This is a genomic window from Streptomyces hygroscopicus subsp. hygroscopicus, from assembly GCF_030269125.1.
In the GTDB taxonomy this organism is placed as follows: Bacteria; Actinomycetota; Actinomycetes; order Streptomycetales; family Streptomycetaceae; genus Streptomyces; species Streptomyces hygroscopicus_C.
Genome location: NZ_BSSM01000027.1, coordinates 32,668 through 45,544, shown reverse-complemented (window position 1 = coordinate 45,544; position 12,877 = coordinate 32,668). Strand labels below are relative to the sequence as shown.

General features: G+C 72.0%; 13 protein-coding genes. 8 read left to right on the top strand and 5 right to left on the bottom strand.

Annotated elements, in window-relative coordinates; all coding sequences use genetic code 11:
• Positions 1 to 214: 214 nt before the first annotated feature.
• On the top strand, positions 215 to 601 hold the full coding sequence (locus tag QSK45_RS36535) for an STAS domain-containing protein (RefSeq protein WP_285563254.1): 387 nt from the start codon (positions 215 to 217) through the stop codon (positions 599 to 601).
• A gap of 381 nt (positions 602 to 982) precedes the next feature.
• Positions 983 to 1,549 (top strand): ATP-binding protein, encoded by a 567-nt coding sequence (locus tag QSK45_RS36530; protein ID WP_285563253.1) that lies wholly within the window; start codon positions 983 to 985, stop codon positions 1,547 to 1,549.
• Between the two features lie 737 nt (positions 1,550 to 2,286).
• Here QSK45_RS36530 and QSK45_RS36525 read toward each other — a convergent pair.
• Positions 2,287 to 3,792: a peptide MFS transporter gene (locus tag QSK45_RS36525; protein ID WP_285563252.1), complete on the bottom strand. Its 1,506-nt coding sequence runs from the start codon at positions 3,790 to 3,792 to the stop codon at positions 2,287 to 2,289.
• A 498-nt stretch (positions 3,793 to 4,290) separates the two neighbouring features.
• Here QSK45_RS36525 and QSK45_RS36520 point away from each other — a divergent pair, with 498 nt between their 5' ends.
• Entirely contained in the window at positions 4,291 to 4,968 is a 678-nt protein-coding gene (locus tag QSK45_RS36520; protein ID WP_020940464.1) for a response regulator transcription factor, read from the top strand.
• Between the two features lie 41 nt (positions 4,969 to 5,009).
• Complete coding sequence (locus QSK45_RS36515) at positions 5,010 to 6,281, top strand: ATP-binding protein (RefSeq protein ID WP_285563251.1); 1,272 nt, start codon at positions 5,010 to 5,012, stop codon at positions 6,279 to 6,281.
• Between the two features lie 3 nt (positions 6,282 to 6,284).
• Here the strand turns inward: QSK45_RS36515 and QSK45_RS36510 are convergent, their stop codons facing one another.
• Complete coding sequence (locus QSK45_RS36510) at positions 6,285 to 6,788, bottom strand: GtrA family protein (RefSeq protein ID WP_285563250.1); 504 nt, start codon at positions 6,786 to 6,788, stop codon at positions 6,285 to 6,287.
• 228 nt (positions 6,789 to 7,016) lie between these two features.
• Between QSK45_RS36510 and QSK45_RS36505 the strand changes: the two genes are divergently transcribed.
• From QSK45_RS36505 to QSK45_RS36495, 3 genes are read left to right on the top strand one after another with little or no spacing between them, the layout of a single operon-like run.
• Entirely contained in the window at positions 7,017 to 8,156 is a 1,140-nt protein-coding gene (locus QSK45_RS36505; protein WP_285563249.1) for a 5-(carboxyamino)imidazole ribonucleotide synthase, read from the top strand.
• Positions 8,153 to 8,674: a 5-(carboxyamino)imidazole ribonucleotide mutase gene (gene purE / locus QSK45_RS36500; protein ID WP_285563248.1), complete on the top strand. Its 522-nt coding sequence runs from the start codon at positions 8,153 to 8,155 to the stop codon at positions 8,672 to 8,674. The genes QSK45_RS36505 and purE overlap by 4 nt, the downstream gene beginning before the upstream one ends.
• Positions 8,675 to 8,679: 5 nt before the next feature.
• Positions 8,680 to 9,858, top strand: coding sequence for a dipeptidase (locus QSK45_RS36495; protein ID WP_412827845.1), 1,179 nt, complete (start codon positions 8,680 to 8,682; stop codon positions 9,856 to 9,858).
• Between the two features lie 86 nt (positions 9,859 to 9,944).
• Here the strand turns inward: QSK45_RS36495 and QSK45_RS36490 are convergent, their stop codons facing one another.
• Both QSK45_RS36490 and QSK45_RS36485 read right to left on the bottom strand, forming a co-directional pair.
• A complete protein-coding gene (locus tag QSK45_RS36490; protein ID WP_285563246.1) occupies positions 9,945 to 10,337 on the bottom strand; it encodes a VOC family protein in 393 nt (130 codons plus the stop codon).
• A 20-nt stretch (positions 10,338 to 10,357) separates the two neighbouring features.
• Positions 10,358 to 10,726: a VOC family protein gene (locus QSK45_RS36485; RefSeq protein ID WP_285563245.1), complete on the bottom strand. Its 369-nt coding sequence runs from the start codon at positions 10,724 to 10,726 to the stop codon at positions 10,358 to 10,360.
• Between the two features lie 83 nt (positions 10,727 to 10,809).
• Here QSK45_RS36485 and QSK45_RS36480 point away from each other — a divergent pair, with 83 nt between their 5' ends.
• Positions 10,810 to 11,316 (top strand): CGNR zinc finger domain-containing protein, encoded by a 507-nt coding sequence (locus QSK45_RS36480; protein ID WP_285563244.1) that lies wholly within the window; start codon positions 10,810 to 10,812, stop codon positions 11,314 to 11,316.
• Positions 11,317 to 11,438: 122 nt separating this feature from the next.
• Here the strand turns inward: QSK45_RS36480 and QSK45_RS36475 are convergent, their stop codons facing one another.
• Positions 11,439 to 12,782, bottom strand: a complete 1,344-nt coding sequence (locus QSK45_RS36475) for a UDP-glucose dehydrogenase family protein (protein ID WP_285563243.1) — start codon at positions 12,780 to 12,782, stop codon at positions 11,439 to 11,441.
• Positions 12,783 to 12,877: the final 95 nt, after the last annotated feature.

Genomic DNA, 12,877 nt, shown 5'->3' with positions numbered 1-12,877 from the left:
CCGAAGCCATCAGGTGCACTACGGAGTGCGGCGCCTCCAAAGCCGGCGTGTAGAAGTAGGTGTCCCTCCTAGCCCTATCGGCTTTGCCGGAGCGATCGCAAGTGCGTTCTGTTCGCCTATGTCCGATTATGTGCGCTTGTTCGGGTGTCGGAGTGCGTGGGGAAGGCGTAATGTTCGAGGGCATCAGCGGCCACGACCTCGGGAGAGAGACGGCATGGACCACGGGATGGTCGGCAGCGCACAGTCGGGCCGGCTTCTGGTGGAGGTGCGTGAAGAGGGCTCCAGCGCGGTGGTCACACCGGCGGGCGAACTCGACCACCACACCGCCGATCTGTTGCGCGAGCCCCTCGACGATCTCCTGGGCAAGGGCTTCTCGCGGCTCGTGGTGGACTGCTCGCGCCTGGAGTTCTGTGACTCCACGGGGCTGAACGTCCTGCTCGGAGCCCGTTTGAAGGCGGAGGCCGCCGGTGGCGGCGTCCATCTCGCGGGAATGCAGCCCGTGGTCGCCCGCGTGTTCGAGATCACCGGGGCCGAGGCGGTCTTCACCGTCCACGACTCCGTGGCGGACGCCCTGGCGGGGGAGGGTGACGGCACCGGCTGAGCCCGCGATCGGCGCGGCCGGGTGCGGAGCGGCTCCCTCGCTCTTCCCGTCCCGGACCGCGGGGCCGGGCTTCCCGTGGAAGACGGGGGTGTCCCGGCGCCCGGGTCGGGCAGGAGACATGCGGACGACCCTCCGCCGCCGAGGCGGCGTCGCCGGGCCCCGGGTGTGAGCGATCCGAGGGTGTGCGGCGGTCCCGAACGGGCAGGAACCTGCCCGGACGGGCCGACCGCGGACAGGGCGCCGACGGGCGGGTGGACGGGGCGGATGTGCGGACGACGGGACGTGCGGCGGGCGGCGGCGCCGGCGCGGACGGACCGGCCGGTGCCGGAGAGTGCCGGACTTTTCAATCGTGAACTGGTGATTCGGTGAGGTGAAGCGCTGATGAGCACCACCCGGCCCTGCTCGCCGGGCGACCGCGGCCACGAGCCCAGCGGCGCTTCCGGGGCGCCCGGGGCCTCCGCGGTGTCCGATGCCTCGGGAGAGGACGCGCCGGCCGGCGTCGGCGCGGGCGCCGCGGACGCCACGGGGACGGCACGCGGCCGGCAGGTCCGCCGACTCGGCCTCCAGGGGGCCAGCGGCGTCGTCCCGCTCGCCCGCGACTTCACCCGGCAGGCGCTGTACGACTGGGGCTGGCTGCCCGCCGCGACCGCGGACCAGCGGGCCGCCGCCGAGGACGTGCTGCTCGTCGTCTCCGAACTCGTCACCAATGCCTGCCTGCACGCCGAGGGACCCGACGAACTCGCCCTCGCCTGCGACAACAAGGTGATCCGCCTGGAGGTCACCGACCGCGGCACCGGCCAGCCGGCCCCCCGCACCCCCCACCGCGCCGGCCGCCCCGGCGGTCACGGCATGTTCATCGTCCAGCGCCTGTGCCTGGACTGGGGTGTCCTGCGCGCCCCGGACCGCCCCGGCAAGACGGTGTGGGCGGAACTGGGCGCTCCGGCCTGACGACGCCGCGCCGCCCCGGCCCCGGAGCGGCGCGACCGCCACCCGGACCTCCGGCGCGACCCCGGCCTGTACGCGTCTTCCTTCCTCGGGTGCGCGTACCCCGGCGGCCATCCGATGTTCCGTCAGGAAGGCTGTCGGCGAACGAATCGGGGCCGGCCGATCGTGTCGAGGGAGTCCCGGGCGGCGGCTGCGAGATCACGACGTCCTGGCGGAAGGACGTCTCCTCCAGCCCCGTCGACCTGGGCAGGGCGCGACGAGCCCGAGCGCCACGATCGGACCGGGCGGCACCGGCGGCGGCACCCTCCCGGCGGCCCGGCCGCCCGACGTCACCGCGATCCCCGCCGACACCGCGCGTACAGACCCGGCGCCACGGCTCCTCGACCCCCTCCCCGGGCGTCCTGAGGGGCGACGCCCCGGGTACGGCGACCACGCGCCCTCCGACCGGCGCCCACGTCCGGCTCCCCCTCGGCACGAGCGGGCGGGCGGGACGTCGGCCTCCAAAGGCCCGACCGGCGGCGGGCACCGCGATTCTTCCGGGCGGCGCGGTTACACCTCCACGCCGCGACAACGGCGGCGTCGGCCGACCCGTCCGGGCGCGGGGCACCGCGTGACGGCCCCGGCGACCCGCGACCGCCGGACCGCGAACCACCTGGGGCGACCGGGCACACCGGCGGGAAGCACGAGGGCCGCCGCACCCACCCGGGGTACGGCGGCCCTCGTCGGCCACGTCGCGGCGCCTAGCGCACGTCGCCCATCAGCTTGTTGACCTTGCCGCGGTACATCCACACCGCCACACCGGCGACCACCGCGAGGGCGGCCTCCAGCATCACGAAGCCCATCTTGTCGAGGTTGACCCCGCCGATCGCCGGGTTCGACAGCAGCGCGGTGACGGAGTCGCCCGCGGTGACCGCGAGGAACCAGACGCCCATCATCTGCGAGGCGTACTTCTTCGGCGCCATCTTCGTCGTCACGGACAGGCCCACCGGAGACAGCGTCAGCTCACCGACGGTCTGCAGGAAGTAGATGCCGACCAGCCACATCGCCGCGGCCTTGTGACCGTCCTGCGCGATGGACAGCGGCGCGAGGAACACGAAGAAGGAGGCGCCGACCAGCACCAGACCGGACGAGAACTTCACGATCGTGCTCGGCTCCTTGCCGCGCCGGTTCAGCGCGAGCCACAGCCAGGCGAAGACCGGCGCGAGGGCCATGATCATGACCGGGTTGACCGACTGGTACCAGGAGACCGGGAAGTTCCAGCCGAAGATGGTGTTCTTGGCGGAGGCGTCCGCGAACAGCGACAGGGTCGAACCACCCTGGTCGTAGATCATCCAGAACACCGCGGCGGCCACGAAGAACCAGACGTACGCCCGGACCTTCGACCGCTCCTCGCCGTCGAGGTCCTTGTCGCGCAGGATCCGGCCGATGACCAGGATCGGCACGACGAGACCGATGAGGGTCAGCGGGATCAGCGCCCAGTTGAGGGTGAAGTGACCGGTGAAGCCGACGAGGCCGTAGAAGACCGCGGCGATGACCAGCCAGACCAGGCCCTTGCGCAGGGTGGCCGACTTCTCCTGGGCCGTCATCGGCGTCGGGACGACCTTGCTCTGCTCGCTGAGGTGGCGGCCGCCGAGCAGGTACTGGACCAGGCCCAGCGCCATGCCGAGCGCGGCCAGCGCGAAGCCGAAGTGCCAGTTGACGTTCTCACCGATGGTGCCGATGACCAGCGGAGCGACGAACGCGCCCAGGTTGATGCCGATGTAGAAGAGCGTGAAGCCACCGTCGCGGCGCGGGTCCTTCGGGCCGTCGTAGAGGTGGCCGACCATCGTGGAGATGTTGGCCTTGAGCAGGCCGGAACCGATGGCGACCAGACCCAGGCCGACGAAGAAGCTCACGGCCGCCGGCAGGGCCAGGCACAGATGACCCAGCATGATGATCAGACCCGCGACCGCGACCGTCTTGCGGGGGCCGAGGAGCCGGTCGGCGACCCAGCCGCCGGGCAGGGCGAGCAGGTACACGAGCGACAGGTACACGGAGTAGATCGCCGTCGCCGTGCCCGCGCTCATGTGCAGTCCACCCGGGGCCACCAGGTAGAGGGGGAGCAGGGCCCGCATGCCGTAGTAGGAGAACCGCTCCCACATCTCGGTCATGAACAGAGTGGCCAGGCCGCGGGGGTGGCCGAAGAAGGTCTTCTCGGAGCCGGGGGTGCCCGGGTGGACCGAGTCCTTCGTCAGGCTGGACGCCATGGTCGTTCCTTGCTGGTCGGGACGCGCGGTGGAGCGTTGCGCGCCCGGTGGGGGTAGCGGCCGGCACCGGCGGGGTCGTCCGCCCGCCCCCAACGCCCGGGGGGAGTCCGCTCCGGATCGCGAAGCGGTGGACGGCGACCACCGGGATCCACGCTCCGTGACGCGTCAGTGCGTTCGGAGCCCGGCCAGAGGTCATTCCTTTCAAGGCCGGTCAGCCGTGACCGGCCCGCACACAAGAAGGACCTTCAGCGTGATATCCCGCCGAAGGTCCCCGGGTGTACTACAGGCGTTCACGTCACTCTACGTCATGACACCGCCCGGTATGGAAGGACTTGAGACACGGATCACAGGTGTCGGGGGAACCACACAACGGATTTCGAAGGTCCTGTCTACGATCGCATCCCACAGGTGATGGTTCGGACCAGTGGCCACTCCAGGTAAGAATCCCTGCAACCGATCACACCCCAGCACCGCACGCGGGCGGTCTACCATCACCTCATGACCCGTGTACTGCTCGCCGAGGACGACGCGTCCATCTCGGAGCCGCTGGCCCGCGCCCTACGCCGCGAAGGTTACGAGGTCGAGGTGCGCGAGGACGGACCCACCGCGCTCGACGCCGGGATGCAGGGCGGTGTCGATCTGGTCGTGCTCGACCTGGGCCTGCCCGGCATGGACGGCCTGGAGGTCGCCCGCCGGCTGCGCGCCGACGGCCACACCGTGCCGATCCTCATCCTGACCGCGCGCGCCGACGAGGTGGACACCGTCGTCGGCCTGGACGCGGGCGCCGACGACTACGTCACCAAGCCCTTCCGGCTCGCCGAACTGCTCGCCCGGGTACGGGCGCTGCTGCGCCGCGGTGCCGCCGAGCCGCAGCAGCCGCCGGCCACGCACGGCGTACGGATCGACGTCGAGTCGCACCGCGCGTGGATGGGCGACGAGGAACTCCAGCTCACCGCCAAGGAGTTCGACCTGCTGCGGGTGCTGGTGCGCGACGCCGGCCGCGTGGTGACGCGCGACCAGCTGATGCGCGAGGTCTGGGACACCACCTGGTGGTCCTCCACCAAGACCCTCGACATGCACATCTCCTGGCTGCGCAAGAAGCTCGGCGACGACGCGGCCAACCCCCGCTACATCGCCACGGTCCGGGGCGTGGGCTTCCGCTTCGAGAAGAGCTGAGCCCCGCGCCGGGGGCCAGCGATCACCGCAGGTAACGGAACATGCGCCGACGTCTCATCCAGTCCACCCTCGCCGTCGTCCTCGTGGTGATCGCCGTCTTCGGCGTCTCCCTGGTGATCGTCGAGACCCGGACGATCACCAACAGTGCCCAGGAGCGGGTGGAGTCCGAGGCGGTGCGGCTGGCCAGCATCGTGGACAGCCGGATCCTGGCCGCGGAGAACGTCAACGCCGACGCGCTGCGCAACCCGGTCAGCAAAGAGCAGTACGCGGTGATCGAGATGCCCGGCCGGCAGCCGATCGAGATCGGCACCCGGCCCGTGGGCGACGTCATCCACGCCACCCAGCACGGCGAGGAGGGCGAGACGGTCACCGTGCAGGAGCCGCGCTCCGCCGTGACCCGCGAGGTCGGCCGCACCCTGCTGATCATCGGCCTGGTAGCGCTGCTCGCGGTGGTCGCGGCCGTCCTGCTCGCCGTGCGCCAGGCCAACCGGCTCGCCTCCCCGCTGACCGACCTCGCCGAGACCGCCGAGCGGCTGGGCTCCGGCGACCCGCGCCCGCGGCACAAGCGCTACGGCGTCCCCGAGCTGGACCGGGTCGCCGATGTGCTGGACTCCTCCGCCGAGAAGATCGCGCGCATGCTGACCGCCGAGCGGCGGCTCGCCGCCGACGCCTCCCACCAGCTGCGCACCCCGCTCACCGCGCTGTCCATGCGCCTGGAGGAGATCACCCTCACCGACGACCCGGACATCGTGAAGGAGGAGGCGAACGTCGCGCTGACGCAGGTCGAGCGGCTCACCGACGTGGTCGAGCGGCTGCTGACGAACTCCCGCGACCCGCGCACCGGCTCCGCCGTCACCTTCGACCTGGACGAGGTCATCCAGCAGCAGCTCGCCGAGTGGCGGCCCGCCTACCGCGGCGTGGGCCGGGCCATCGTCAGCTCGGGCAAGCGGCACCTCCAGGCCGTGGGCACCCCGGGCGCGGTCGCCCAGGTGCTGGCCGCGCTGATCGAGAACTCGCTGATGCACGGCGGCGGCACCGTCGCCCTGCGCACCCGTGTCACCGGCAACCAGGCCGTGGTCGAGGTCACGGACGAGGGACCCGGGGTGCCGGCCGACCTCGGGGCGCGGATCTTCGAGCGGACGATCAGCGGCCGCAACTCCACGGGCATCGGCCTCGCCGTCGCCCGCGACCTCGCCGAGGCGGACGGCGGCCGCCTGGAACTGCTCCAGGCCCAGCCCCCGGTCTTCGGCCTGTTCCTCTCCCGCACACCGCCGGCCCGCAAGCCGGACGAGGCACTGCCGACGGTCCGCTGAGCGCTACACCCGCTGCGTCTTCGGCGCGGGCTCACTGGGGGAGCGGCGGGACTCCGCCGCCAGGATCGACTCCGCCTCCTGCGCGGGCAGCGCGCGGAACACCCAGGTGCGGTACGACCAGAACCGGAACAGGGTGGCGATGCCGATGCCGAGGAACTTGAAGACGTTGCTCTCCAGCGGGCTGTCCCAGCCGAGGCCGTAGGTGGCCAGGAAGAGCACGCCGTTCTCGATCACCAGGCCGATCGCGCTGAAGAACAGGAAGAGCGTGAGTTCCCTGGTGCGGCCGCTGCGGTCGCGGTCCCGGTACGTCCAGTAACGGAAGCCCACGTAGTTGAAGGCGATGGCGACGACGGTCGCGATGACGCTGGCGCGCACCACCGGCAGGCTGGAGACGTGCCGGACCAGGTTGAAGACGCCGAGATTGACCAGGACTCCGGCGCCGCCGACGGCGCCGAACTTGGCCACCTCGCCCACGAGCCGTTGCAGCCCCGAGGAACGCTGTTCCATGGCGTTGCAGCTCCCGTCGGTAGATTTTCGTCAACTCCGCCATGCTATCGGCGCGAACCACCCGACGCCTGAGGACCAGGCCAGGACCGGGAAACAGGTCGGAAAGAGGCCGGAAAGCGGTGGGTAAGAGTCGGCGACAGGGCGGGAAGCGGGCAGGAACGGACACGCCGGGGGCCGTCGCGGAGGGACGCGATCCGGCCGGTCCGCGGTGGCCGATACGCTAGAGGTGTGACGTTCCCGGTAGTCGGCATGGTCGGCGGGGGCCAGCTCGCGCGTATGACGCACGAAGCGGGCATCCCGTTGGGCATCAGGTTCAAGCTCCTCAGTGACACTCCTCAGGATTCCGCGGCGCAGGTCGTGAGCGAAGTCGTCGTCGGCGACTACCGCGACCTCGACACGCTGCGTGAGTTCGCGCGCGGCTGCGACGTGATCACCTTCGATCACGAGCACGTGCCCACCGAGCACCTCAGAGCCCTGGAGGCGGACGGCATCCCCGTGCGCCCGGGGCCGGACGCGCTCGTGCACGCCCAGGACAAGGGCGTGATGCGGGCGCGGCTCGACGCGATCGGCATCCCGTGCCCACGGCACCGGATCGTCGCCGACCCGGAGGACGTCGTCCGGTTCGCGGCGGAGGGGGACGGGTTCCCCGTCGTCCTGAAGACCGTCCGCGGCGGCTACGACGGCAAGGGCGTGTGGGTCGTGGAGAGCGCCGAGGAGGCCGCCGAGCCGTTCCGGGCGGGCGTGCCGGTCCTCGCGGAGGAGAAGGTCGACTACGTCCGCGAGCTGGCCGCCAACGTCGTACGCTCCCCGCACGGCCAGGCCGTCGCCTACCCGGTGGTGGAGTCCCGGCAGGTCGACGGCGTCTGCGACACGGTCATAGCCCCGGCCCCCGACCTGGACGAGGACCTGGCGCTGCACGCCGAGCAGATGGCCCTCACCATCGCCAAGGAGCTGGGCGTCGTCGGGCACCTCGCCGTCGAGCTGTTCCAGACCCGCGACGGCCGCGTCCTCGTCAACGAGCTGGCGATGCGCCCGCACAACTCCGGCCACTGGACCCAGGACGGCGCGATCACCTCGCAGTTCGCCAACCACGTCCGCGCGGTCCTCGACCTGCCCCTCGGCGACCCGCGCCCGCGCGCGAAGTGGACCGTGATGGTCAACGTCCTGGGCGGCGACTACCCGGACATGTACTCCGCGTACCTGCACTGCATGGCCCGCGACCCGAAGCTCAAGATCCACATGTACGGCAAGGACGTGAAGCCCGGCCGCAAGGTCGGACACGTCAACACCTACGGCGACGACCTGGACGACGTGCTGGAGCGCGCCCGTCACGCAGCCGGCTACCTGAGAGGCACCATCACCGAATGAGCCCTGTTGTTGGCATCGTCATGGGGTCGGACTCCGACTGGCCCGTCATGGAGGCCGCCGCCAAGGCCCTGGACGAGTTCGAGATCGCCTACGAGGTCGACGTCGTCTCCGCGCACCGGATGCCCCGCGAGATGATCACGTACGGTGAGCAGGCGGCCGACCGCGGACTCAAGGTGATCATCGCCGGGGCCGGGGGCGCCGCCCATCTGCCGGGCATGCTCGCCTCCGTCACCCCGCTGCCGGTCATCGGCGTCCCGGTGCCGCTGAAGTACCTCGACGGCATGGACTCCCTGCTGTCGATCGTGCAGATGCCGGCCGGTGTCCCGGTCGCCACGGTCTCCGTGGCCGGTGCCCGCAACGCCGGGCTGCTCGCGGCCCGCATCCTCGCCGCGCACGACGAGGACCTGCTGCACCGCATGCGCGACTTCCAGCACGACCTGAACGACCAGGCCACCGAGAAGGGCAAGCGGCTGCGGGCCAAGGTCGAGGGCGCCGGCGGCTTCGGCTTCGGGAAGTGAGCGCCGTGACGAGCCTGGACGAGGCACGGGCCCTGCTGCGCGAGTTCCCGGTGGTCGACGGGCACAACGACCTGCCCTGGGCGCTGCGCGAGAAGGCGGGCTACGACCTGGACCGCCTGGACATCGCGGGCCACCAGCACGAGCACCTGCACACCGACATCCCTCGGCTGCGCGCCGGCGGCGTCGGCGCGCAGTACTGGTCGGTGTACGTCCCGGCCGAGCAGCCCGACCCGGTCGCCGCGACGCTGGAGCAGATCGACTGCGTACGGCAGCTGCTGGACCGCTACCAGGCGGACCTCGCGCCCGCGCTGACCGCCGCGGACATGGAGGCGGCGCGCGGTGAGGGCCGTATCGCCTCCCTGATGGGCGCCGAGGGCGGCCACTCCATCGCCAACTCCCTGGGCACCCTGCGCGGCCTGTACGCGCTCGGCGTGCGCTACATGACGCTCACCCACAACTCCAACGTGGACTGGGCGGACTCGGCGACCGACGAGCCGAAGGCGAACGGTCTGACCGCGTTCGGCCGCGAGGTGGTCCGCGAGATGAACCGGCTCGGCATGCTGGTCGACCTCTCGCACGTGGCGCCGTCGACCATGCGCGACGCGCTGGACGCGACCTCCGCACCGGTGGTCTTCTCGCACTCCTCGGCCCGCGCGGTCTGCGACCACCCCCGCAACATCCCGGACGACGTCCTGGAGCGGCTGCCCGCCAACGGCGGCATGGCCATGGTCACCTTCGTGCCGAAGTTCGTGCTCCAGGCGGCCGTGGACTGGACGGCCGCGGCCGACGAGAACCTGCGCGCCCACGGTCTGCACCACCTGGACACCACCGCCGAGGCGATGAAGGTCCACCGGGCCTTCGAGGAGCGCACCCCGCGCCCCGTCGCCACGGTGCCGGTCATCGCCGACCACCTGGACCACATGCGCGAGGTCGCCGGCATCGACCACCTCGGCATCGGCGGCGACTACGACGGCACGGCCTTCACCCCGGACGGCCTCAGCGACGTCTCCGGCTACCCGAACCTGCTCGCGGAGCTGCTGGACCGCGGCTGGTCCAAGGCCGACCTCGCCAAGCTCACCTGGCAGAACGCGGTACGGGTGCTGGGCGCGGCGGAGGACGTGGCCCGCGACCTGCGGTCGAGGCGGGGGCCGTCGAACGCGACGATCGAGTCGCTGGACGGCTGACACCGGGCGGACGGAAGGGGGCGGGACGGCCGATCAGGCCGCCCCGCCCCCTTTTCCTGCCTCATGCGGGTGCCGTGCGCACGCGCTTACGCGTGTTCGATCCGGCACAGACAGAACGGATGCCCGGCCGGGTCGGCGTAGACCTGGAAGTCCTTCTTCTCCCGGTCCCCCAGGTCCAGTGGGCGGGCGCCGAGCGCCAGGACCCGCTCATGGGCCGCGTCGATCTCCGCCCAGGTGCTGCCCGCGTCGAAGTCCAGGTGGAGCTGCTGGCCGTCGCGGTCGGCGCGGGGCCACTGCGGCGGGGTGTGGTCCTCGGCCCGCTGGAAGGCCAGCCGGGGGCCGCCGGGGACCTGGAGGGTGACCCAGGTGTCGTCCTCGGGCTCGGGCGTGCCCCCGGCCACCGCCGCGTAGAAGGCGGCCAGGGCGTGCGGGTCGGGGCAGTCGAGCACGACATTGCGCAGACGGGCGACGGATGCCATGTGTCCTCCTCGGGATCGGTTCAGCAGGCGCAGAGGCAGAACGGGTGCCCGGCCGGGTCGGCGTACACCCGCCAGGAGCGGCCGGGTTCCCCGGCGTCCAAGAGCGTCGCCCCCAGCCCGAGCACCTCCTGCTGGGCCGCGTCCAGGTCCGGCACGGTCAGGTCCAGGTGGAACTGCTGGCCGTTGCCGTCGGCGCGCGGCCACTGCGGCGGGGTGTGCCCCTCGGCCCGCTGGAAGGCCAGTGCCTGCCCGCCGGGCACCTTCAGCTCCACCCAGTCGCCGCCCTCGTCGACCTCCACCGTGCCCCCGAGAAGTCCGGCGTAGAAGCCGGCCAGCGCGCCGGGGTCGGGACAGTCCAGGACCACCACACCGAGCTTGGCGAGAGCCATGACGACCTCCTTCTGTTACCCGTAAGGGCGGGTAACCGGTAACGGTGACCTCATACTCCCGGACAAGAGGTAACGTCGCAACCATGAGTGAGAGATCGGCCGCGCCCGGGGGCCTCGCCCTGGTCGAGTCCCTGGTCAACACCGTGGACCTCGCGGACGGCGCCGACTCGCTGGACACGGCGGAGGGCCGCGAGCGCTTCGGGATAGCCGAGGAGGACCTCACCCGGGCGCGGGAGCTGCGGGAGTCGCTGCGCGCCGTGCTGCTGGCCCACGCCGGGCACCCGCCGCACCGGGCGGTCACCCCGCTGGGCGAGCTGCTGGCCCGCGCGCCGCTCTACGTCGCCGTGGACGAGCGGGACGGCTCGGCGACCCTCGCCCCGGCCGCGGACGGGCCGCTGCTGTCCCGGGTCGCCGCCGCCGTCGCCGAGGCGCTGGTGGCCGGCACCTGGAGCCGGCTGAAGGCGTGCGAGGCCGCGACGTGCCACTGGGCGTACTACGACCGCAGCCCGGCGGGGCGCGGCCGCTGGTGCTCGATGCGGGTGTGCGGGGCCCGCGAGAAGATGCGCCGGTACCGGGCCAAGGGAGCGTAAGGCGCGCCGGGTTGGGGCCCTCGGACACAGGGAGCTGGGGCAGAATGCGGGACGGCGCCGGTTCGGCCGACTGAGCCTCGGCCGAACCAGCGCCGTCGCGCCGGACAGTGCGTGTGCGTGTCCTACGCGGTCGGACGCCCCATCGCCCGGTACGTCCATCCGGCCCGCCGCCACAGCTCCGGGTCGAGGGCGTTGCGCCCGTCCAGGATCACCCGGGCCGCCGCCACCGCGCCCAGCTCCGCCGGGTCCAGCTCGCGGAACTCGCCCCACTCGGTCAGGTGCAGCACGACGTCCGCGCCGCGCACCGCGTCGAGGGCCGAGTCGGCGTAGCCCAGCGTCGGGAAGACCTTGCGGGCGTTGTCCATGCCCTTCGGGTCGTACACCGTGACCTGGCCGCCCTGGAGGTGTATCTGGCCCGCCACGTTCAGCGCGGGCGAGTCGCGGACGTCGTCCGAGTCGGGCTTGAAGGTGGCGCCGAGCACCGCCACCCGCTTGCCGAGGAAGGAGCCGCCGCCCAGCGCCTCGCGGGCCATCTCCACCATCTGGCCGCGCCGGCGCATGTTGATGGAGTCGATCTCGCGCAGGAAGGTCAGCGCCTGGTCCGCGCCCAGCTCGCCGGCGCGGGCCATGAACGCCCGGATGTCCTTGGGCAGACAGCCGCCGCCGAAGCCGATCCCGGCGCGCAGGAACTTGCGCCCGATCCGGTCGTCGTGCCCGATCGCCTCCGCCAGCTTGGCCACGTCGCCGCCGCCCGCCTCGCAGACCTCCGCCATCGCGTTGATGAAGGAGATCTTGGTGGCGAGGAAGGAGTTCGCGGCGGTCTTCACCAGTTCCGCGGTGGGGAAGTCGGTGACGATGAGGGGGGCGCCCTCCGCCATCGGCGTCGCGTACACCTCGCGCAGCAGCTTCTCGGCCCGCTCGCTGCGCACACCGGCCACGATCCGGTCCGGGTGCAGGGTGTCCTCGACGGCGAAGCCCTCGCGCAGGAACTCCGGGTTCCAGGCCAGCTCGGCGTCGCCGCCCGCCGGGGCGTGCTCGGCGAGATAGGCCGCCAGCCGGTCGGCCGAGCCCACCGGCACCGTGGACTTGCCGACCACCAGGGCCGGACCATGCAGATGGGGAGCGAGGGAGGCGATCGCGGAGTCGACGTACGACATGTCGCAGGCGTACTCGCCGTGCTTCTGCGGGGTGTTCACGCAGACGAAGTGCACATCGCCGAAGGCGCCGACCTCGGCCCAGTCGGTGGTGAACCTGAGCCGCCCGGTGGAACCCTCGAACCCGGCCACGTGCCGGCGCAGCAGCTCTTCGAGCCCCGGCTCGTACATGGGGGCCTCGGCACGCTCCAGCATGGCGATCTTCTCGGGTACGACATCCAGGCCCAGCACCTCGAACCCCAGCTCGGCCATGGCCGCGGCGTGGGTGGCGCCGAGATACCCGGTGCCGATCACGGTGATCTTCAGGCTCATGGACGCGCTCCAGCTCGGGGATTCTCTCGTGCGGGCCCGAGCATAGCCGGGCCGGTCGGGGGGCAACTTTCCCGCTGTCGCCAACCTCACGTAGG

Excerpts from the sequence above, each read along its gene's own strand:
- QSK45_RS36535 (WP_285563254.1), top strand. The coding sequence starts at position 215 with ATGGACCACGGGATGGTCGGCAGCGCACAGTCGGGCCGGCTTCTGGTG.
- QSK45_RS36530 (WP_285563253.1), top strand. The coding sequence starts at position 983 with ATGAGCACCACCCGGCCCTGCTCGCCGGGCGACCGCGGCCACGAGCCC.
- QSK45_RS36525 (WP_285563252.1), bottom strand. The coding sequence starts at position 3,792 with ATGGCGTCCAGCCTGACGAAGGACTCGGTCCACCCGGGCACCCCCGGC.
- QSK45_RS36520 (WP_020940464.1), top strand. The coding sequence starts at position 4,291 with ATGACCCGTGTACTGCTCGCCGAGGACGACGCGTCCATCTCGGAGCCG.
- QSK45_RS36515 (WP_285563251.1), top strand. The coding sequence starts at position 5,010 with ATGCGCCGACGTCTCATCCAGTCCACCCTCGCCGTCGTCCTCGTGGTG.
- QSK45_RS36510 (WP_285563250.1), bottom strand. The coding sequence starts at position 6,788 with ATGGAACAGCGTTCCTCGGGGCTGCAACGGCTCGTGGGCGAGGTGGCC.
- purE (WP_285563248.1), top strand. The coding sequence starts at position 8,153 with ATGAGCCCTGTTGTTGGCATCGTCATGGGGTCGGACTCCGACTGGCCC.
- QSK45_RS36490 (WP_285563246.1), bottom strand. The coding sequence starts at position 10,337 with ATGGCATCCGTCGCCCGTCTGCGCAATGTCGTGCTCGACTGCCCCGAC.
- QSK45_RS36485 (WP_285563245.1), bottom strand. The coding sequence starts at position 10,726 with ATGGCTCTCGCCAAGCTCGGTGTGGTGGTCCTGGACTGTCCCGACCCC.
- QSK45_RS36480 (WP_285563244.1), top strand. The coding sequence starts at position 10,810 with ATGAGTGAGAGATCGGCCGCGCCCGGGGGCCTCGCCCTGGTCGAGTCC.
- QSK45_RS36475 (WP_285563243.1), bottom strand. The coding sequence starts at position 12,782 with ATGAGCCTGAAGATCACCGTGATCGGCACCGGGTATCTCGGCGCCACC.